This window comes from uncultured Nocardioides sp., assembly GCF_947488025.1.
Classification (GTDB): domain Bacteria; phylum Actinomycetota; class Actinomycetes; order Propionibacteriales; family Nocardioidaceae; genus Nocardioides.
In genome coordinates this window covers 70,277-90,935 of sequence record NZ_CANKYS010000013.1, presented here as the reverse complement: position 1 = coordinate 90,935, position 20,659 = coordinate 70,277, and the positions used below count along the sequence as shown (strand labels likewise).

Annotated in this window: 13 protein-coding genes; 2 read left to right on the top strand and 11 right to left on the bottom strand. The window is 72.4% G+C overall.

Annotated elements, in window-relative coordinates:
• Positions 1 to 98: 98 nt before the first annotated feature.
• Together Q1B24_RS18620 and pta are read right to left on the bottom strand one after the other, a co-directional pair.
• A complete protein-coding gene (locus Q1B24_RS18620) occupies positions 99 to 1,298 on the bottom strand; it encodes an acetate kinase (protein WP_299931513.1) in 1,200 nt (399 codons plus the stop codon).
• Complete coding sequence (pta, locus tag Q1B24_RS18615; RefSeq protein WP_299931512.1) at positions 1,295 to 3,370, bottom strand: phosphate acetyltransferase; 2,076 nt, start codon at positions 3,368 to 3,370, stop codon at positions 1,295 to 1,297. The genes Q1B24_RS18620 and pta overlap by 4 nt, the downstream gene beginning before the upstream one ends.
• Before the next feature lie 175 nt (positions 3,371 to 3,545).
• Between pta and Q1B24_RS18610 the strand changes: the two genes are divergently transcribed.
• Positions 3,546 to 4,379: a SigB/SigF/SigG family RNA polymerase sigma factor gene (locus Q1B24_RS18610; protein ID WP_299931511.1), complete on the top strand. Its 834-nt coding sequence runs from the start codon at positions 3,546 to 3,548 to the stop codon at positions 4,377 to 4,379.
• Between the two features lie 34 nt (positions 4,380 to 4,413).
• On the opposite strand, the gene Q1B24_RS18605 is transcribed toward Q1B24_RS18610, so the two are convergent.
• The 6 genes from Q1B24_RS18605 to Q1B24_RS18580 form a co-directional block, all read right to left on the bottom strand.
• Complete coding sequence (locus Q1B24_RS18605; RefSeq protein WP_299931510.1) at positions 4,414 to 6,540, bottom strand: glycosyl hydrolase; 2,127 nt, start codon at positions 6,538 to 6,540, stop codon at positions 4,414 to 4,416.
• Positions 6,537 to 7,262 carry an HlyD family efflux transporter periplasmic adaptor subunit gene (locus Q1B24_RS18600; protein ID WP_299931509.1) on the bottom strand — a complete coding sequence of 242 codons (726 nt, stop codon included), beginning with the start codon at positions 7,260 to 7,262 and terminating at the stop codon, positions 6,537 to 6,539. The genes Q1B24_RS18605 and Q1B24_RS18600 overlap by 4 nt, the downstream gene beginning before the upstream one ends.
• Positions 7,259 to 8,908, bottom strand: a complete 1,650-nt coding sequence (locus Q1B24_RS18595; protein WP_299931508.1) for a glycosyltransferase — start codon at positions 8,906 to 8,908, stop codon at positions 7,259 to 7,261. Before Q1B24_RS18595 ends, Q1B24_RS18600 begins: the two co-directional genes overlap by 4 nt.
• A gap of 415 nt (positions 8,909 to 9,323) precedes the next feature.
• The gene (locus Q1B24_RS18590; RefSeq protein WP_299931507.1) at positions 9,324 to 12,800 is read right to left on the bottom strand and encodes an ATP-binding protein; all 3,477 of its coding nucleotides are present in this window, start codon (positions 12,798 to 12,800) and stop codon (positions 9,324 to 9,326) included.
• A gap of 2 nt (positions 12,801 to 12,802) precedes the next feature.
• Entirely contained in the window at positions 12,803 to 13,585 is a 783-nt protein-coding gene (locus tag Q1B24_RS18585; protein WP_299931506.1) for a DUF4194 domain-containing protein, read from the bottom strand.
• Entirely contained in the window at positions 13,582 to 15,081 is a 1,500-nt protein-coding gene (locus tag Q1B24_RS18580) for a DUF3375 domain-containing protein (protein ID WP_299931505.1), read from the bottom strand. Before Q1B24_RS18580 ends, Q1B24_RS18585 begins: the two co-directional genes overlap by 4 nt.
• A gap of 125 nt (positions 15,082 to 15,206) precedes the next feature.
• Here Q1B24_RS18580 and Q1B24_RS18575 point away from each other — a divergent pair, with 125 nt between their 5' ends.
• Complete coding sequence (locus tag Q1B24_RS18575; protein ID WP_299931504.1) at positions 15,207 to 15,977, top strand: class I SAM-dependent methyltransferase; 771 nt, start codon at positions 15,207 to 15,209, stop codon at positions 15,975 to 15,977.
• A 2-nt stretch (positions 15,978 to 15,979) separates the two neighbouring features.
• Here the strand turns inward: Q1B24_RS18575 and Q1B24_RS18570 are convergent, their stop codons facing one another.
• The 3 genes from Q1B24_RS18570 to Q1B24_RS18560 form a co-directional block, all read right to left on the bottom strand.
• Positions 15,980 to 18,067: an elongation factor G-like protein EF-G2 gene (locus tag Q1B24_RS18570; RefSeq protein WP_299931503.1), complete on the bottom strand. Its 2,088-nt coding sequence runs from the start codon at positions 18,065 to 18,067 to the stop codon at positions 15,980 to 15,982.
• Between the two features lie 97 nt (positions 18,068 to 18,164).
• The gene (locus tag Q1B24_RS18565; protein WP_299931502.1) at positions 18,165 to 19,697 is read right to left on the bottom strand and encodes a CocE/NonD family hydrolase; all 1,533 of its coding nucleotides are present in this window, start codon (positions 19,695 to 19,697) and stop codon (positions 18,165 to 18,167) included.
• Between the two features lie 140 nt (positions 19,698 to 19,837).
• Complete coding sequence (locus Q1B24_RS18560; protein WP_299931501.1) at positions 19,838 to 20,653, bottom strand: DNA/RNA non-specific endonuclease; 816 nt, start codon at positions 20,651 to 20,653, stop codon at positions 19,838 to 19,840.
• Positions 20,654 to 20,659: the final 6 nt, after the last annotated feature.

Sequence of the window (20,659 nt, the reverse complement as noted above, 5' to 3'; positions counted from 1 at the left end):
CGAGTGGGGAAGATCGTCCGCGACATGTCAGGACGATCTTCCCCACTGTCGGCTGCCCCACTGTTGACTGCCCCACTGTCGACTGGCGCGCGGATCGATCAGGTGGAGCCGTGCACGACCTCGAGCGCCTGGCGGGCGATCTCCCACTCCTCGTCGGTGGGGACGACGAGGACGGCGACGCCGGAGTCGTCGCTCGAGACCGCGCGGGCGCCGTTGTCGGGCGCGGCGTTGCGGGCGGGGTCGAGGACGATCCCGAGCCGGTCGAGGCCGGTGAGGGCCGCGGCCCTCAGGTCGGGGCTGTGCTGGCCGACGCCGCCCGTGAAGACCACGGCGTGCAGCTCGCCGAGCGCGGCGTAGTAGGCGCCGACGTACTTGCGCACGCGGTAGGCGTAGACGTCGAAGGCGAGCCTCGCCGCCTCGTCACCGGCCTCCATCCGCCGGGTGAGCTCGCGGAAGTCGTTGACCCCGGAGAGGCCCCGCAGGCCGGACTCGCGGTAGAGCGCGCGGTCGATCTCGTCCAGCGACCAGCCGAGTTCGCGGTGCAGGTGGCCGTGGATGGCCGGGTCGAGGTCGCCGGAGCGCGTGCCCATCACCAGCCCCTCGAGCGGGGTGAGGCCCATCGACGTGTCCACGGACCTGCCGCCCCGGACGGCGGCGGCCGATGCGCCGTTGCCGAGGTGCAGGACCACGAGGTTGGTCTCCTCCACCGGGCGGTCGAGGAGCTCGGCGGCACGGCGGGACACGAAGGCGTACGACGTCCCGTGGAAGCCGTAGCGCCGGATCCGGTGCTCCTCGCGCCAGGCCAGCGGGACGGCGTAGGTGTAGGCGTGCTCGGGCATCGTCTGGTGGAACGCGGTGTCGAAGACCGCGACCTGCGGCACCTCGGGGAAGAGGCGCCGCGCGACCCGCAGCCCCTCGAGGTTGGCGGGGTTGTGCAGTGGCGCGAGCGGGACGAGGTCCTCGACGGTGGCGAGGAGGCGGTCGTCCACGACCACCGGCTCCGCGAAGAGGTCACCGCCGTGCACGACCCGGTGGCCCACCGCCGCCAGGTCGTCCCGGTCGATCGCCGGTCCGTGCCGGTCGAAGGCGTCGAGGGCCGAGCGCAGCGCGTCCTCGAAGTCGGCGACGTGACGCTCCTCGGTGTGGTCCTCGCCGTCGACCGAGTGGGTCAGCGTGCCCGTGTCCTCGCCGATCCGCTCCACCGTGCCGGACGCCTCGGCGATGCCGGTGCCACCGTCGAGGAGGCGGTACTTCAGCGACGACGACCCCGTGTTGAGGACCAGCACCCGCTGCGTCACGACCGCTCCTGCGCCTGGATCGCGGTGATCGCCACCGTGTTGACGATGTCACGCACCAGCGCGCCTCGCGACAGGTCGTTGACCGGCTTGCGCAGGCCCTGCAGCACCGGTCCCACCGCCAGCGCGCCGGCCGAGCGCTGCACGGCCTTGTAGGTGTTGTTGCCCGTGTTGAGGTCGGGGAAGACGAAGACCGTCGCCCGCCCGGCCACGGCGGAGTCGGGCAGCTTGGTGCGCGCGACCGCGGCGTCGATCGCGGCGTCGTACTGGATCGGACCCTCCACGAGCAGGTCGGGCGCCCGCTCGCGGACCATCGCCGTCGCCTGGGTGACCTTCTCGACGTCGGTGCCGCTGCCGGAGGTGCCCGTGGAGTACGACAGCATCGCGACGCGCGGCTCGACGCCGAAGGCCGCGGCGGTGCGGGCCGACGCGACCGCGATGTCGGCGAGCTGGGTGGCCGTGGGGTCGGGGTTGACCGCGCAGTCGCCGTAGACGAGCACCTGGTCCCTCAGGCACATGAAGAACACCGAGGACACCACCGACACCTCGGGCACCGTGCGGATGACCTCCAGCGCGGGGCGGATGGTGTGGGCGGTCGTGTGCACCGCGCCCGACACCATCCCGTCGGCGAGGCCGAGCTCGACCATCATCGTGCCGAAGTAGGACACGTCGACCACGACGTCGCGGGCCGCCTCGAGGTCGATCCCCTTGTGCGCGCGGCGCTGGTGGTACTCCTGCGCGAACCGCTCACGCAGCTCCTCGTCGTAGGGGCTGAGCACGCGTGCGGCGGACACGTCGATGCCGAGGTGGGCGGCCCTGGCGCGCACGATCATCGGGTCGCCGAGCAGGGTCAGGTCGGCGACGTTGCGCCGGAGCAGGATGTCGGCAGCGCGCAGGATCCGCTCCTCCTCGCCCTCCGGCAGGACGATGTGACGGCGGTCGTCGATCGCGTCGTCGAGGACCCGGTGCTCGAACATCAGCGGCGTGACGACCGAGGTGCGGGCCACCTCGAGACCGCTCATCAGCTCGTCGCCGTCGACGTGCTCGGCGAACATCGTCAGGGCCGTCGCGATCTTGCGCGGGGAGTCCTTGTCGAGACGACCGCGGCGGTTGGTCAGCGCGGTCGAGGTGGCATGGGTGCCGAGGTCGGTGGCGACGATCGGCAGCGCCACCTCCAGGCCGTCGAGGAGCCGGTCGACCTGTTCGGGCAGGTCGAGCCCGCCGTTGAGGACGATGCCGGAGAGCTGCGGGAAGCTGGCCGACTGGTGGGCGGTGAGGACGCCGAGGACCACCTCGGGCCGGTCGCCGGGCGTGACGACGAGCGCGCCGTCGAAGAGTCGGTCGAGCACGTTGGGCAGCGTCATCGCCGCGACCACCAGGCCCGGCACCTCGCGCGCCAGCTGGCTCTCGTCGCCCCGCACGAGGTGGCCGTCGCAGGCCGCCATCAGGTCGCCCACCGACGGCGCGCTGAGGAGGGGCTGCTCGGGCAGCGCGAACGCGGGCACGCCGTCGCGGCGCAGCGCGGTCGCCGTCCGGTCGGTGGCCTCGGGGTCGACGCGGTTGGCGATGACGGCGAACAGCGCCGCGTGGTTGGCGGCCAGCTCGGCCTCCGCCATCGCCGCCGCGGTGCACAGCTGGTCGACGCCCCTCCCCTGCCCGTTGAGGACGAGCAGGACCGGCACGCCGAGGTTGGCCGCCACCCGGGCGTTGAACGCGAACTCGGCCGGGGCGCCGACGTCGGTGTAGTCGCTGCCGACGATGACCACGGCGTCGCTCTGCTCGGCGACCTGGTGGTAGCGCGCGACGATGCGGTCCATCGCGCCGTCCGGATCGGCGTGCACGTCGTCGTAGCTGACGCCCGCGCACTCGTCGTACGTCAGGGAGACGGCGTCGTGCGAGACGAGGAGGTCGAGGACGTAGTCGTGGACGTCGCCCGTCGATGCCTCGGCACGGACCACCGGCCGGAAGACCGCCACCCGTGCCACCCGGCGCGACAGCTGCTCGAGGACCCCGAGCGCGACGGCGGACTTGCCGGTGAACCCCTCGACGCCGGCCACGTAGACACTGCGAGCCATGGCCCGACCCTAGCGGCCGGGCCGACGCCAGACGCGGCACCGGGGCGCTCTGTCCATGGTCTGTCCAATGTTTCGCATTTCGGCTGTCGACGTCCTGTGCGCCCGGGCGAGGATTCTTCCGGGCCCGGATCCGGGCCGCCACCCCGATCGACCCATGGCCGGAAGGAGAAGGCCCGTGACCACCGTCGCGATGCCCCCGCACCCCTCGCACCCCCACCACGACGCGTCCCCCGTGCAGGCCGAGCGCGACGAGCGCGCGCGGCGTACCTCCTCGATCGTCGCGGAGCTGCGCCGGGTGGGACCGGGGCCGGCACGTCAGGGACTGGTGGACGAGCTGATCGCGACCAACGCCGGCGTCGCGCGCTCCATGGCAGCCCGCTACCGCAACCGGGGCATCGACCTCGACGACCTCGAGCAGGTCGCCCTCGTCGGCCTCGTCAAGGCGGCTCGTCGCTTCGACCCGTTCGCCGGGCACGACTTCATGTCCTACGCAGTGCCGACCGTGCGGGGCGAGCTGCGCCGCCACTTCCGCGACTCGGGCTGGATGATCCGTGTCCCGCGCCGCGTGCAGCAGCTGCAGGCCCGGATCCGGGCCACCCAGCACGAGCTGGAGGCCCTCCTGGGACGCTCGCCCCGCCCGTCGGAGATCGCCCTCCACCTCGGCGTCGACCGGGACGACGTCGTCGAGGCGATCGCGGCCGACGGCTGCTTCCGGCCGGCGTCGATCGACACCAGCGCCGACGACGAGCGCGGCGGGACGATCGCCGACCTGCTGGGCCTCGAGGAGCGCGGGTTCGAGTCCCTCGAGGCCAGGCTGGTGCTCGACTCGGCCGTCGGCCGCCTGACCGAGCGGGAGCGCCTGATCCTCCGGTGGCGGTTCGTCGACGAGCGCACCCAGCGCGAGATCGCCGACCTCATCGGGCTCACGCAGGCGCAGGTCTCCCGCATCCTCACCCGCGTGCTCGCCCGTCTTCGCTCCGACCTGGTCGAGCCGCTGACCGCCGCCTGACGCCCGACCCCGACCCGCCGCGAGGGCCGGCCGGTCAGCGAGCTCCGCGCAGCTGACCGGCCCGCGCGGCGAGCAGCCACGCGAGCAGCTGGCTGCGGGTGTTGCCGTCGTCGATGGCCGTGTCGGGCAGGCGCCTGCCGACCTCCAGGGCGCGTCGCGGCTCGGCGAGGGCCAGGTACATCGTCAGGTAGTCGCCGAACATCGTGTCGAAGCCGCGCGCGGACGCCTCGGCGACGCTGGCACGGACACGCTCCTCGTCGACCTTCCCCTGCGCCATCACGGCGGGCATGGGGAGCAGCTGGATGCCCAGCATCGCGGAGGGCTCGTCGCTGAACCAGGTGGCCCACTCGCGCTTGCCGCCCCAGTTGAGGGAGACGATCGAGTGGTCGTACGCCGCCGGGAGGTCTCGCGGCTCGAGCCAGTAGGCGCGGGCCGAGGCGGCCTCGAGGCTCAGCTGCCAGGTGGCCTGCCGGGCGAGCGCCTGGTTGCCGTCAGCCGCCGCCCACAGCGCCATGCCGTTCCAGGCGCTGATCGCCTCCGAGCTCGACTCCTGGTTGTTGCCGTCGGCGAAGACGGAGGCCCCCGACGCCCATGAGTGGGCGGTGTAGGGGTCGAAGCTGCGCAGGGCTGGGAGCGTGCCGTTCGTCGCCGGGGACGCGATGTCCTCCGCGAGCGCGGTCAGCGTCGGACGCCACCGGTCGAGGAGCTCGGGCTGCCCCTCGCCGAGGAGTGCCGCCGTAGCGAGGAAGTAGCCGTAGTGGAAGTGGTGGTCGTTGAACTCATCGGACCCGAACGACGCGGCGCGGCCCACGACTCCCTTCCATGCGGTGTCGTAGGCGAAGCAGCGGGTGGCGTCGACCCCGCACTCGGAGGTGCCGCCCAGCCAGGCGTCCAGCTCGGTGACCGCGCGCTCACGGATCGCGGCGGCGGCGTCGTCGGCGCCGACGTCCTCGGCGAGGCGGGTGAGCTGCGCCATCCGGTGGACGTCCTTACCGCCGAAGTAGGTGTCCTGCCGCGGCGCGCCGGCGGAGGTCTCCTTGGCCACGTCCGCGACCACCTGGTCGCGCAGCTCGGCGCGCGCGGTGCGGCCGAGCCCGTCGACGTCGGGCGTCGCGTCCGGCCGCAGTGCCGGGACGCTGGACACCAGCGACCGGGCGCGGACCAGTCGAAGGGGCCCGTAGAGCGAGTCGACACGGCCACGGGTCGTCGCACGGTCGAGACGCTGGTGCGGCATCGCCGCCAGCACGGTGCTGCGACCGCGCGGGGTCCGGTAGTCGATCCTGGTGCGGGCCTGTCCCCCGACGAGGTCGAAGCCGGTCGACGTGCCGCGGACGGGCACGGCGCCACGGGAGAGCTCGGCGAGCGTCGCGTCGTCACGAGCCGCGAAGGCCAGCAGGGTCTCCCCGCGCTCCAGAGGGACGACGTCGCCGGAGGGGTCGACCGTCCGGCGGCTGCCGTCGGAACCGGAGACCGCGAGCCCGTACGTCGTGTCGCCGGCGACCATTGCCAGCCACCGGCCACCGTCGCGACGCTCGAGCCCGGCAGGCACGGTGACGTCCTGGGCCTGCAACGCCGTGTAGCCGACGTAGGGCCAGCCCTCGGCCAGGTCGAGCTCGCCGACCGCGGTGCCGGCCAAGGTGTAGGTCGAGGTCACCGAGACCGGATCGGCGCGGGTGGCGGTGAACGCGTCAGCCGCCAGGCCGAGGCGCAGCTCCGGGACGAACGGCGCCGTGATGGTCCGCTCCGAGGCGGACACCCGGGGCAACCCGACGGCGACGCCGGTGTCGTCGGCCTGGGCAGCCAGGGGCATCGCGAAGACAGGCTGCGGCTCGGAGCCGAAGAACATCCCCGAGTACCACCGGTTGGTGGGGGGCGCGAGGCCTGCGTCGACCCGGGCCGGACCGGTCGAGCCCTCCACCCGGGGTAGCCGCGCCGCCGCGGGTGTCCAGGACGCCGGCGCCTGACGCGTCACCGGCGTCCACCCCGACGACCCCGACGACCCCGACGACCCCGCGGGCTGGAACGGGTCGAAGGTGTCCTGCCCGCTCGACGAGTCGCGGTCGCGGTCGAGCAGCGACCCCATCCCCACGGCGACGCCGGCGAGCACGGCGAGCACCGCGACAGCCGTCACCGAGGCGGTGAGCCAGCTGCGGCCCCTCATCCCGCACCCCCGGGCGTGAGCAGGCCAGTGAGGAGGGAGCGGACCGACTCGGCCAGCCCGTCCCTGCGCAGCGCCACGTCCACGTCGACCGGAGTGCCGGACGCGAACAGGCCGCGGTTGTTGAGTGCCGGCGAGACGACACGCAGCCGGGTCGCTGCGCTCGCACCGTCGGTGCGGACCCCGATGCGGTCGATCTCGGCCGGCACGGACTGCTCGTCCGGCAGCCGCACCGTGACGTCGTCCGCGCCGCGCATCAGCGCGTACTGCTTCGGCGTGAGCCGGAAGTCGGCCTGCACGTAGCTGGTGCCCTGCTCCTGCACCTGCGCCAGCGTCGAGTTGGCGGCAACGTAGGCGCCCTCGATGGGCTGGACCTCCGAGACCTTCCCGGCCGACGTCGCACGGATCACGACCTTGGTGTCGTCGCGGATGTCGTAGGGCGAGCTCTCGGGCTCGATCGCGTCCTTGGCGATCTCCCGGGCCAGCTCGGTGCTGCGGACGACGAACAGCGGGTCGCCCTTGCCGACCTGGTCGCCCACGTCGACCTTGCGGGCGACGACCGTGCCGGCGTAGGGCGTGCCGACGGTGTAGTCGTCGGTGCGCACCGTGGCGCTGACGTCGTGGACGGTGCTGATGCGCTGGTTCATGCTCAGTGCCAGCGCGGCGACGGCGCCGACGACGAGCAGCATGCCCACGAGGTACTTCAGACGGGTGAGGACGTTCATCGGGGGCCTCCAACGAGGGTCGTGGTCGGGGTGGGCGAGGAGTCGACGGGCCCGGCTGCCGTGGCGGCGTGGCGTCGGCGCCGCGCCTGGCGGGACTGCCGGCGGGCGTCGCGACGTGTCGTACGTCGCACGGCCCGGGCGGTTCGTGCCTCGCGGTAGGTGACGGTCAGGAAGATGCCGAGGACGAGGGTGTTGAGCGCGTTCCAGGCCAGGGCCACGTTGAAGGAGCCGGTGACCTCGGCCTTCCAGGCGCCGACGACCGTGGTGAGGAGAAGGAACACGAAGACCAGCACCTGCGGGAACGTGTAGGTGAACGGCGAGCGGGCGCCGCCGGCACTGCCGGTCACGTGCCACTGGCGCTCACGCCTGGTGACGGCGTTCCACATCGCCTGGATGTAGATGGGGAACGACGAGGACGCGAGCATCAGCGTCTCCCAGCGGAACGAGCCCATCGTGTAGAGCGCGACGACCACCTGCATGAAGTAGAAGCCGGCGTAGTACATCAACCAGGTGCTCGTCGGCACGCCGAGCGCCACCGGGGTGAGGTCGAAGTAGATCTGCAACGGCGGCACCGCGAGCAGCAGCGCCGGGGCGATGCCGTTGAGGTAGAACGTCGCGGTCGTGAGGTACTGGATCCGCTGGTCGGTGGTGAGGTTGCGCTTGCGGCTCAGCGGGTTGTGCCGCAGCAGGATCTCGAAGGCTCCGGTGGCCCAGCGCAGCTGCTGCTTGCTGTAGGCCTCGACCGACTCCGGGGTGTCTCCGACCGCGAGCACCGCGCCGGTGTAGATCGAGCGCCAGCCGCGCTCGTGCAGGTGGATCGAGGTCCAGATGTCCTCGGACTTCGACTCCTGGTAGATGCCGCCGATGTCGGCCACCGCGTTGCGCCGGAAGACGACGTTGGTCCCGACGCAGAACGCCGCGTTGAAGCGGTTCTTGCCGGACTGGATCAGGGAGTAGAACACCGACTGCATGTAGCCCGAGCCCCTGGACAGGACGGTGTGCAGGTTGCCGTAGGTCTGCGGGGTCTGCACGAAGGCGACCTTGTCGGTGGCGAAGTAGGGCAGCGTCTCGTGGAGGAACTGCGGCTCCGGAGCGAAGTCGGCGTCGAACACGGCGAAGAACTCACCGTCGGTGATCGAGAGGGCATGGTTGATGTTGCCGGCCTTGGCACCGTGGTTGTCGGGCCGACGGACGTACTCCGCGCCCAGCTCGTGAGCGAGGTCACGGACGTCGTCGGAGCGGCCGTCGTCGAGGACCAGCGTCCGGTGCTGCCCGCGGATCGCGAGCGCTGCGGCGACCGTGCGACGGATCACGGCGAGGTCCTCGCCGTACGTCGTGACGAAGACGTCGACGGTGGTCTGCTCCTCGTGGATCCGCATCGGCCACCGGCTCGGGGTCGCCTGGAGCCCCTGCGCGACGATCTGGCCGGGTTCGAAGAGCGCCCGCTTGGCCTGGTGGTAGGAGAAGTCACGGGGGTCGTAGCCGCTGGAGAGGATGGTCCACAGGGCCAGCAGCGCCTGCGCGATCAGCCAGGTCTCGGCGGTGACGACGAGTGCGAACGGCAGGAGGTCGCCGTGGTGCGAGGGTCGGAAGATGAAGGTGGCGTACGCGAGCACGCCGATGGTCGCCAGCAGGACCAGCATCATCAGCGAAGGCGAGCTGGACCTGGTGGCGTCACGGGTGTGGTCGGAGCTGAGCCCCTCGGTGCCCGGGTTCGGGCGGAGGAGTCGTTCGAAGTCTGCGGTCGTGATGGGTCTTTCTCCTTCGGGGGGACACTGCCCGAGCGCAGCGAAGGGTCGGCCGGGAAGCCGGGATGTCAGAGGTGTGCCGTGACGGCACGCAGGCGTCCGGCTGCGTGAGCAGACGCGTGCACGGGGGTCGCTCGACGATCACGAACGATCGTCGGCAGGGCGGTTGGAACGATCCAACACATGTTCAAAAAAGAAGCGCGAAGCATCTCTGGCCCCGCGGTACGGCGAACGGACCACTATGCGCGCCGGGCGACACCGACACAAATCGGCCGGTCCGGAGGGGTGGGCCGGACCGGCGCGGGTGACGACGTCAGACCGCGCCGGGGGCTCCGTCCAGCCGCCCGGCGTCGGTGATGGGCGTGATCCAGGACTCATGGGTGGTGCTGTTCTTGGTGATGGCGAGCAGCTCGTCCATGTGGGGCTCGAGACCGGTGACCTTGTCGAGCGGGACACCGACGATCAGCTGGAAGCCGAGCCCCCGCCACGCCTGGACCGCGCGACCGGCGAACTCGGAGTCCGCCTTCACGAACCCCTCGTCGAGGAACACCGGGGCGAACCGCGGTCGCGAGCGCATCTCGTCGCCCAGCCGGAAGCGGAGCGCCGAGCCGACGATGAAGGCGACCAGCTCCTGGCTCTCGCCGCCACTCTTCTCCCCCAGCGTCCGGTAGGTCGCGCGCAGCTCGCCGGTGGTGTGGTCGTAGCGCTCAGCGCTGATCTCCACGTGGCGGCGTACGTCGAGCAGGCGGTCGCGGTCGGTCAGCGACGTCGCCGCGTCGCCGAGCTGGCTCGGCCTCCGCAGCTGCTGCATGAACCGGCTGAGCTCGGTGAAGCGCTTCTCGAGGGCCTCCTCGTCGAGCTCGGTCGTGGAGCCGGACGACAGGGTGCGCAGGTCCTTCATGAAGATCTGCACGTGGGCAGGCGACAGCCGACGCAGGCGGATCCGGAGCCGGTCGCCCGACGCGCCGAACTCCAGGCGCCGCAGGATCGCGTTGATCGGCTCGAGCCGGTCCTCGATCTCCTCCACGGACGCGGCCATCGCTCCGACGAGCGGCACGAGGTCCTGGCCGCTCCACTCGGTGAGCCGGCGTCGCCACTCGGACCGCCGCGCAGCGAGACCCTCGCCGCGGATCTCGTCGAGGATGCGGGCGTAGTCGGGGTAGGAGTCTGCGGTGGCGCCGAGGTTGGGCGAGTCCCACTGGAGCTTGTAGAGCCGGAACACCTGCGCGAGGTCGTCGTCGACCCGTCGGACCTCTGCCTCGGCGTCGCCGACCGCGGTGCGGAGCCGCTCGGCGAGCCGCTGGGACGACTCGGCGAACCGCTCGAGGTCGTCGGGGTCGGCGGGCGACGCGGCGGCCGCGAAGTCGACCGCCAGGGCGGTCTCCTGCTCCGGGCTGAGCACGACCTTGCCGGCGTCCTCCATCGCCTGGAGCCGGTCCTTGACGACGTCCTCGGCGTCGACGAGGTCGCCGTGGGCGGCGTTGAGCTCACGCTGCCGCTGCTCCGCGGCGTAGCGGGCCCGTCGCGTCTCCTCGAGCCGCGCGGTGAGGTCGGCGATCTGCGCCTCCAGCACCTGGAGCCCGTCGTCGGACTCGAGGATCTCGGCCCGTCGGCGCTCGAGGTCGGCGATGCGGCGGTCGCTGCCGTCGACGTCGAAGTCGTCGAAGCGCGCCGCGGCCACGACGTCGTACGACGTGCGCTGCTGCTCCAGCACGCGCGACCTCCGGTCCAGCCCTGCCACCTCGGCCCCGACGCCGTCGAGCCGCTCCTCGAGGTCGGCGAGCTCCGCGTCGACCTCGGCGATCGCGTCGGCGTTGGAGAACCCGATGATGTTGCGGGTGTCGTTGCGTCCGTGGGCACCGCGACGGCCGTTGCGGGTCTGGCCGGCGAGGGTGACCCGGAAGCCCGGGCCCGCGAGCCCGTCGGCGGACTCGACGCACAGCGCGTTGCGCGACGGCTCGCCCACGTGGGCCTGCACCCACCCCGAGAAGGGCGAGTCCTGGAAGACCAGCTTGCCGGCGACCCGCTCCGGGTCTGCCGGACCGAGGTCCGGCAGGTCGAGGTCCACGCCCTCGAAGGTGAGCCGGCCGCGCAGCCGCAGGCCGTCGATCGCGGAGGCGAAGCCGTCCAGCCGGTCGAGCGGCACGAGCATCGTCCGGGCGCTCGCCCCGAGGACGGTCTCGACGGCCGTGCGCCAGCGTGCCTCGTCGGGCGCGACGTCGATGAGCTCGGCCACGAACGGCAGCTCGTCGACGCCCAGCCCGCTCGCACGCGCGACCTCGGCGCGCAGCTCGTCCATCCGGGCCGGCACCCGGCCGGCGCGGCTCTCCAGCGACGCCCGCTCACGCCGCAGCTCGGCCTGGCGCTGGCTGAGCGGGAACTGGTCGCGGAGCACGGCGTCGCGCTCGCGCCGGATCCGCTCCTGCTCGCGCTGGAAGCCGGACAACCACTGCTGGGCGTGCATCTGGAGCACGGCGAAGGACTCGCTCGAGAGCAGGGCTGCCTCGACGTCGGGCGCCTGGGCGTCGGTGGCGTCGATCAGCGGGAGGAGCCGCTCCTGCAGGACCGTGCGGCGCGCCAGCCGGTCCTCGCGGACGACCTGCTCCTGCTCCAGCGACAGCGCGAGCGACTGGAGCGTCGAACCGCCGGCCGCGCGGTGCGACTCCTTGGCTGCCTCCAGGTCGGCGAGGTAGGTGCGCTCCGCGGACGTCGCCGTGCCGAGCTCGTCGGCGGCCGATGCGCGGGCGGCGCGGTTGTCGACCACGGCGGCCTCGACGAGGCGGAGGTGGGTGCGCAGCAACCACATCCGCAGCGGGGTGTCGCCGTCCAGCGTCACGCCGTAGGAGTCGAGCTCGGCGAGCCGGCGCGTGGCCGCCACCTTGCGGTCGTGCAGGTCGACGATCGGCGCCAGGAGCTCGAGCTTCTGCTCTTCTGTGCGCATGGCCGAGTGGGCGGTGTCGAGGTCGTCGAAGTGCTCGATCGCGCGGTCCGCGGCGGCGAACGTCGAGGGCCGCTCGAGCACCATGTCCTTGTAGAGCTCGTCGACGCTGCGCACCTGGTTGCCGGCCTGGATGCGGGCGAGCAGCCGCAGCGCCTTCGCCCCGTCGCCGTTGGCGCCGATGCCGAGCCGTGCGTGCAGGACCGCCGCGAACTCGGCGTAGGTGCGGTGCACCCGGATGCTCGGGTAGAGCTTCTTCAGCGTGTTCGCGTGGAACCGCTCGGGCACGGCGACCTCGAGCGTGTCGAGCGGCAGCGCCCCGTCCTGGGTGGCCAGCTGCATCTGGACGTCGCTCGACCGGGTGGCACGCCGGGGCACGTAGTAGGTGCGGAGCACGGTGAAGCGGCCGCCCTGGTCGTTGACGTAGGTCATCGCGATCGCGCCCCAGGTGTCGGAGCCCTTGCCGCGGAGCAGCTTCTCGACCGGACGACCGGTGCGGGGGTCGTCGACCACGTCGACCGCGCCGCGCAGGTAGGACAGCAGGTTGCGCTGGCCCGCGCCGCGGGCGCGGCCGGCGACGGCGTCGTTGGAGGCACCGTTGAACTTGGTGTCCGACGGCATCATCAGCGCCGTGTAGGCGTCGAGGATGGTGCTCTTGCCGACGCCCGAGGCGCCGGAGATCATCGTCGCGTCACCGCGCAGGGGTACGACGGTGAGGCCGCCGAAGCCGCCCCAGTTGACCAGCTGCAGCAGCGCCGCGCGCCACTGCATGGTGTCGTCGGCCGGAGTGGCGACCTCGCGCCTCGCGAACAGCCCGTCGACCGCCGCCTGCTCGATCTCGTCGATCGACATGCTCATTGCTCCTCTGCGGGGTCGACGGCGCCAACCCGGTCGGCGTCCGCCTGGTCGGCATCGGCGTCGTCGCCGAACAGTCCGTCCGGCTCGTCGGGCTCGGACGGGGCCTCGCCGCTGTTGGCGGCCACCAACGCGTCCAGCAGCTCCTGGAGGAGCTCCAGCGGGATCAGGGGCTCCACGGCCTCGCTGATCTCGAAGCGCTCCTCGGACGCGGTGCCGATGAGCAGGCCCGCCTTGATGATGCTCGTGATCGCGTTGCGCGCACGCTTGTCGTCGCCCGCGACGTCGGTGGCGTGCGCCGGCCGGAAGCTCGCGACGTGGCCGACGATGTCCTCCCGGTCGACGAAGACGCGTGCATCGCCGCTCGCGACACCGGCGCGCAGCCGGTCGCGCAGGTGGACCAGCACGATCGTCTCCTCGCGCGACCACGCGGCGTCGTAGAGCAACGTCGGGAACCGGCTCCCGGTCTCGGAGGTGGCCTGCCGCTTCCACGCGACCTCGCGGGCACGGTCGACCTGCAGGTCGAGGAAGAGGTCGTTGAGCCGCGACCGGATCAGCCGCTCGTGCTCGACGAGCACGACCCAGTCGCGCGGGTGGGTGCGGGCGCTGATGAACCGCTGCTTGACCAGCGTCACCAGGGCGCGGCGCTGGGCGTGGTCCAGTCCGCCCTCGTCGCCCTCGAACAGCGAGAACGAACCCTCCTCGACGACCTCGTCAACGCCCTCGTCGAAGGCCTCGCCGTAGGCCTCGTCGACGATCTCGGGGTGGGTCTCGACGCTCATGCGCGGGTCTCCGTCTGGTGGGTGTCGGGGAGATCGGGGTCGGGGAGGGGGGTGCGGGGCACGGCGAAGGTCCGCCGGCTGCCGTCGGGCCGCACGGTCTCGAACGGCTCGGCCGACTCCTCGGCCCGCCAGTCCCGGTCGGCGGCGAGGTGCAGCAGCCCGAAGATCTCGACCGGCCGGCGCAGTGACGTCTCGAGGCCGTCGAAGAGGGCCCCGAGGGACGCGACCGGGAGCAGCGAGGACAGCGCCGCGTCGAGGCGCTCGCGCAGGGTCGACAGCCGCGGTCCGCCCTGCGCCATGAGCTCGGCGAGCGAGACCGGGGGTGCCAGGTCGGGGTCGGGCGTGCTGATGCGGTCGGGCAGCACGTCGTCGGCGGGGTCGTGGAAGCGCTCGCGCAGGTGGTCGATGCTCGTCCGCGCGGGCAGGAGCGCGACGTCGTGGACGGCGCGCGGACCGGTGGTGGCCATCCACGTCGTCATCTCGGCCTCCACCTGGCGCAGCGTCTGCTCGAGCTCGCGGTCACGCGCGACGTCGTGGGAGACGATGTACTCCTTCAGCGTCGCCGTCACGCGCGAGCGTTGGGCGAGCACCCGGTCGAGGCCGTCGCGCACCAGCCGCACGGTCCCGCGCAGCTCGGCGCGGTCGGCGTCGCTGAGGATCCGGTCGGACAGCGGGTGCTCCAGCAGGTCGGTCAGGTCCTCGCGCAGCTGCGTCACCAGGGCGTCGTCGCGCAGCAGCGCGAACGCCCCCTCGAACGCACGCCCCTCGTGCGTGGCCGTCATCAGCGCATCGGCGCGGGCGAGGTAGTCGTCGATCACCTCACCGGCCGGACGGTCCTCCGCGCGGAACGCCGCGAGGATCTCCGTCCGGATCGTGGCGAACCGCTCCTCGACCCGGGCGAAGTCGCTCGGCAGCGCGGAGATCAGCGACAGCAGCTCGGTGAACCCCTCGAGCATGTAGTCCTCGGTCGCGCCCTCCAGCTCGCCGCCGTCGACCAGCCGGTCGCGCTCGCCCCGGAGCCGGGCGATCTCCTCGTTGAGGATCGTGACGCGGGCGGTGCGGTCGGGGTTGGCCTCGGAGTTGAAGCGGCGGACGGTGCCGAGGATGGTCGCGACCCGGTGCTCGCTGAGCGTGGCCCGGTCGCGGGCGAGGTTCTTCACCAGCTCCAGCGCCTGCTGCGCATGGGACGTCAGCGCGTACACCTCGTGGCCGGCCTCGTCGAGCGAGCGCACCAGCCACTGGCCGCGCATCCAGCGCTGGCAGATCTCGCGACCCGTGCCGGTGGGTACGTCCTGCTCCCCCGCCAGCCGCATCTGGGCGACGTGCTCCTCGACCTGGGTGTGCAGCCGGGCCGTGGGGATCGGGTGGTTGGTGCGGCCGAACGCCGTGCGGAAGATCGTGATCACCACGGGCGCCTGCCGCTGGTGGAGCAGGGTCAGCGTGGGTTGGGCGAACGCCCCCTTCACGCGCGCAAGCTCGCCTGCTGTCTCGCTCACGTACCCGCTCTCCCGCTTCGTCCACCACCTGTGCCGGTGCGCAAGCATCGCAAAGGGCACCGACGGCGCTGGGGCCGCCCCTAGGATCCGCTGCGTACCAGCAGCGAGGACGAGGGAGCGACCCGATGGACGTACGCGCGCACAACCGCGACGTGTGGGACTCGTTGGGATCCAGCGGATCCCCATGGACCCGACCGGTCAGCTCCGCGGAGGTCGAGGCCTCCCGACGCGGCGAGTGGTCGATCGTCGTCACCCCGAGCGTCCCGGTGCCTCGCGACTGGTTCCCCTCACTGGAGGGCTGCCGGACCCTGTGCCTGGCGGGCGGGGGCGGCCAGCAGGGACCGATCCTCGCCGCCGCTGGCGCGGAGGTCACCGTGCTGGACTTCTCCGAGGCCCAGCTCGCCCGGGACGAGGAGGTCGCGCGCCGTGACGGACTCGAGCTCACGCTGGTCCACGCGGACATGACCGACCTGTCGCGCTTCGAGGACAACTCGTTCGACCTGGTCGTGCACCCCGTGGCCAACGTGTACATCCCCGATGTCGCTCCCGTATGGCAGGAGGTGGCGCGCGTGCTCCGTCCCGGAGGCGCCCTGATCGCCGGCTTCTTCAACCCGGTGGTCTACGTGTTCGACCAGGACCTGCTCGGCGACGGTGAGCTCGTCGTCGCGAACGCGCTGCCCTACTCCGAGCTCACCAGCATCGACGCGTCCACCCGGCAGCGGCTCCTCGACGACGGCGACCCGCTCCAGTTCAGCCACACGCTCGCCGACCAGATCGGCGGGCAGGGCCGGGCGGGCCTGCATGTCACCGACCTGCTCGAGGACCGCCGTCCGGGCCACCCGCTGGCGCCCTACCTACCGACCCACCTGGCCACCCGCGCGGTGCGGCAGGGCTGACGTCAGGGGACCGGGAGCTTGGCGGAGACCTGCTCGGGAACCCGCTCGTAGCCGACGAACGCCCGGGTGAAGGAGGCCGAGCCGTGGGCGAGGGAGCGCAGCTCGGCGGCGTAGCGGCGGAGCTCCAGCTGGGGCACGTGCGCCCGGATGACGACCATGCCGGGTTCGCCGGCCGGTTCGCTGCCCAGGACCTTGCCCCGACGTGCGGACAGGTCCCCCATGATGGTGCCGACCAGGGCGTCACTGACGCGCACCTCCACCTCGTCGACGGGCTCAAGCAGGCACGTACCGGCACGCGTCGCTGCGTCGCGCAGCGCCAGCCCGCCCGCGGTCTGGAACGCCATGTCGGAGGAGTCGACGCTGTGGGCCTTGCCGTCGGTGAGGGTCACCCGGAGGTCCACCGTCGGGTAGCCGTCGGCGACCCCCTGCGCCATCTGCGCACGGACTCCCTTCTCGACCGAGGGGATGAACTGCCGGGGTACTGCGCCTCCCACGACGCGGTCGACGAACTCGAACCCACCGCCCTGCGGTAGCGGTTCGACCTCGATGCTGCACACGGCGTACTGCCCGTGCCCTCCGCTCTGCTTCACGTGCCGGCCGTGGCCGGTGGCCGGTCGCGCGAACGTTGCCCGCAGCGGCACCCGGAGCTCGACCTCGTCGACGTCGACGCCGTAGCGGCCGGCGAGCCGGTCGAGCAGCACGTCCGCGTGGGCCTCCCCCATCGTCCACAGCACGACCTGGTGGGTCTCCTCGTGGTGCTCGACTCGAAGGGTGGGGTCCTCGGCGGCGAGCCTCTGGAGCCCCGAGCCGAGCTTGTCCTCGTCGCTCGTGGTCCGGACCTGGATGGCCACCGGCAGCTGGGGATCGGGCACCTGCCAAGGCTCCAGCACCAGCGGCGTGTCGACGGCGGACAGGGTGTCTGTGGTCTCGGCGCGGCTGAGCCGGCCGATGGCGCACAGGTCCCCCGCGACCACGGCCGCGGCGGTGCGCTGGGTCCTGCCCAGCGGCACGGAGAGCGACCCGATCCGCTCGTCCTCGTCGTGGTCCGGGTGGCTCGCGGCCGGGTCCTCTCCGCCCGCCCATCCCGACCGGTGCCCGGACACGTGGACCGTGGCGTCCGGCAGCACGGTCCCGGAGAAGACGCGGACCAGGCTGACCCGCCCGAGGTAGGGATCGGAGGTCGTCTTGACCACCTCCGCGACCAACGGGCCGGCCGGGTCGCACGCGATAGCGGGGCCAGGTCCACCCGCCGGTGTCCAGACCTTCGGCAGCGGGTGCTCGAGCGGCGAGGGGAACGCGGACACCATGAGGTCGAGGAGTTCTCGGGCCCCCGCGCCGCTGGGGGAGTCGACCGGGGCGACGGGGTGCAGCGAGCCCCGCGCGACGGCCAGCTCGAGGTCGTGGAGCAGCAGTCCGGTGTCGATCTCCTCGCCACCGACGTAGCGCTCCATCAACGTCTCGTCCTCGGACTCCTCGATGATGCCCTCGACGAGCGCCGCTCGCTGCGCCTCGTGCCCGTGGTCGCCCGTCAGCAGGTCGACGAGGCGTCCGCCCTCCCGGAGGTGGACGGGCAGGACCCGCTCGCCGAAGGCGGCGCGCGCCTGGTCCACCACGCCGTCGACGTCGGCGCGGGCGTGGTCGACCTTGGTGATGACGACCACCCGGGGCATGGCCACGTCGGCGCACTCGCGCCACAGCGCCCGTGTCGGCTCGTCGACGCCCTCGTTGGCGGCGACGACGAAGAGCGCGCAGTCCGCGGCGCGGAGACCTGCTCGCACCTCACCCACGAAGTCGACGTAGCCGGGGGTGTCCAGCAGGTTGATCTTGACGCCGTCGTGCGCGAGCGGAGCGAGCGCCAGCCCGACCGATCGCCGGTGCCGGTGCTCGACCTCCTCGAAGTCGCACACGGTCGTGCCGTCCTCCGTGCTGCCAGCCCGGTTGAGCACGCCGGCCACGACCAGCAGCCGCTCGACCAGCGTGGTCTTGCCCGCACCGGCCGCACCCACGACGACGACGTTGCGGATCGCCTCCGGCCGGGACGCGACCGGGACGCCGGCTTGGCTGGCGACAGCGCCGGATTCTCTGCTCACCGTGACGGCTCCTGCTCACTGCTCCGACGGTCCGAGAACTGTCAGCTCACTGTCGCGTGATCGGCCCCCGCGAGGCAAGGGCGGGCCCCGATCCGGGCTACAAGGAGCACGGCAGGCGGACCAGGGACAGGCCGCCCGAGCCGTGACGGACCTCGCGAGCCGACGGCACCAGGTCCGTGCCCGTCGCCGGGTCCTGGTCGGTGCCCAGGTTCCTCGCGTAGCGAGGGTGTGCACCCCCGGACACCTGCAGGCGGAGTCGGTTGCCCGACGTGAACCTGTGCGCCACGGCATCGAGTCGGAGCACGATGGTCCCGTTCGCATCCTCCGGACCAAGCCTCACGAACCCGTCGCTGATGTTGACGGACCGACCGCTCCTCCGCACCTCGCACAGGCGGACGAAGAGGTCGGCGTACGGGTTGTCGGTCTCGTGGACGACCTCGACGACCGGTTCCCCGAGCACGTCCAGGGGTTCGGTCAACGGCGGGCTGGTGAACGTCACGACGTCCGCGCGCGCCTCGAGCTCGCGGTTGTCGCGATGACCGCCGATCGCCGGGTTGATCACCCGACCACCCACCGCCGGAGTGGGACGGGCAGGGTCGTAGGTGAACGTGGTCGGGCCGGCCGTGGCCGACGGCGGCGTCCCCGCGAGCCCACCCGTGGGCCGGAGGTACAGCACGCGCTCGCTGGTGGGCGGCGGCGGCCACGTCTGCAGGCGGCGCCACTCCCGCGCTCCGGTCACGTAGATCCGGACCGGGCTCGGCCGCTTCCGATCCGGGGCTGCGGCGAGGTGCTCGGCCAGCCAGTCCAGTGCCTCCGTCATCACGACAGCCGCCCCCTTCGTGAGCGTCTGGACGTGGGTCCACGGCCCGATGGTGAGCCCGGTGTCGACACCCCGCTGCTGCAGCCGCTCGAACGCCTCGATCATCTGGGCGGGGAACCGGTCCTGCCATCCCGTCTGCAGCAGGACCGGCACGGTGACCCGGTCGAGGGCCTGGCCGAGTCGCATGTCGCGCCACAGTGGGTCCTCGCGGTCCGACGCCACGAGCCAGTCCGCGTACGGCATGCCGGTGCGCGCGAAGAGGTCCTGGGCCTTGACGAGGGGAAGCTCCTCGAACGCGGGCCGCAGGCGCCGAGCCGCCGTCACGCCGCGTGCGAGCCCTCGGACTGTGCCGGCCTCGAGGTGGCCCAAGCCGTCCATGAGGCCCGCCACCTCCTCCAAGGAGAAGGCGCCTGCCCCGTGCGTCGCCCAGTGGGCGTCGTGGGCCGAGTTGACGATCACCGCCGTCACCACCTCCGGAGGGGGGTCCGCCAGCACGGCCCAGGCCGCGTGCCCCTGGTACGAGGCTCCCCACAGCGCCAGCCGGCCACCGAACCAGGGCTGCCGACGCAGCCAGGCGACGGTGTCGGCCCCGTCGGCACGTTCCTGGCGGAACGGGTCCAACGTCCCTCCTGAGCCGGACGTCCCGCGGCAGCCCTGGTTCACGACGTGGTAGCCGTGACCGGCGAAGAAACCCGCCGTGAGCTGGGCGATCAGGCCGTCACGGCCGTACGGCGTGCGGATGAGCACCGTCCCCGGCAACCCGGCCGCCGGCGAGTACACGTCGGTCAGCAGCTCGACGCCGTCACGCATGGGGACTCGCGTGGTCCGGACAGCGTAGGGATGACGGCCGAGCGGCAGCCGGAGGACGCGGGCGGTGCCGCCCGCGATCGGGTGTCGCAACCGGGTCTCCATGGCGCTTCCCCCATGCTCACACGATGGTGCGCCTCCCGCTACCAGCCGACCTGTTCGACGTCGGTGACCAGGACCGGGCCGGCGGGAAGCACCTCTTCGGGCGCGACGGTCTCCCGCAGGCTCTCGAAGCTGAGGCCGGTGCGCTCCTCGAGGAGCTCCAGCGGCACGAGGTAGGTGTCGAAGTCGTCGAGGAAGTCGGGCGCCGCGCCCTCGAGGCCGTCGAGGTCCTGTGTCAGGACGAACGCCTTGGCGCGCACACGTCCGTCGAGGCGGTAGACGACGACCTTCCAGTGCTCGACCGGCAGCTGGACGCCCCGGTAGGGCGGGTCGTCGGGCGCGAGGACCGGACCGGCGAAGAGCGTCAGCCGCCGCTCCTCGAGCCCGTCGAGCGCCAGTACGGCGTTCTCGAGCAGGCCCCACACGCCGCCGCGGCCGGACTGGTTGAAGTCCTGGTGCTGCGGCGTGATGTTGGTGAAGAAGAACGACGCGGAGTTGGCCAACCTCGCCTCGTCGAGCGTGCCCCAGAGCAGGTCGGAGCGGCGCGCGACATGGCCGCGGTCGAGGTCGTTGGCGGCGTACACCTCCTCTCCGGTCTGCGCCTCGGCCGGGATGCGGGGGTCGAGGCGGAAGCGCTCGCCCGAGCGGCTGATGCTGTCGCTGGGGAAGAGGCGCAGACCGTCGACGTTCCAGGCCACCCACCACGCCAGCCGGCGCTCGGGGTGCATGCGGACCGTGAAGTGCGCGTAGTCGAGCGGCGTCGCGAGGGCCGGGTCGTCGTCCGGCCCGGGCGCGGGCGCCTGCGGCGGCGCGATGTCGGTGTCGAGGAAGCGGGGGTCGTACCCGACGTCGGCCATGACGAC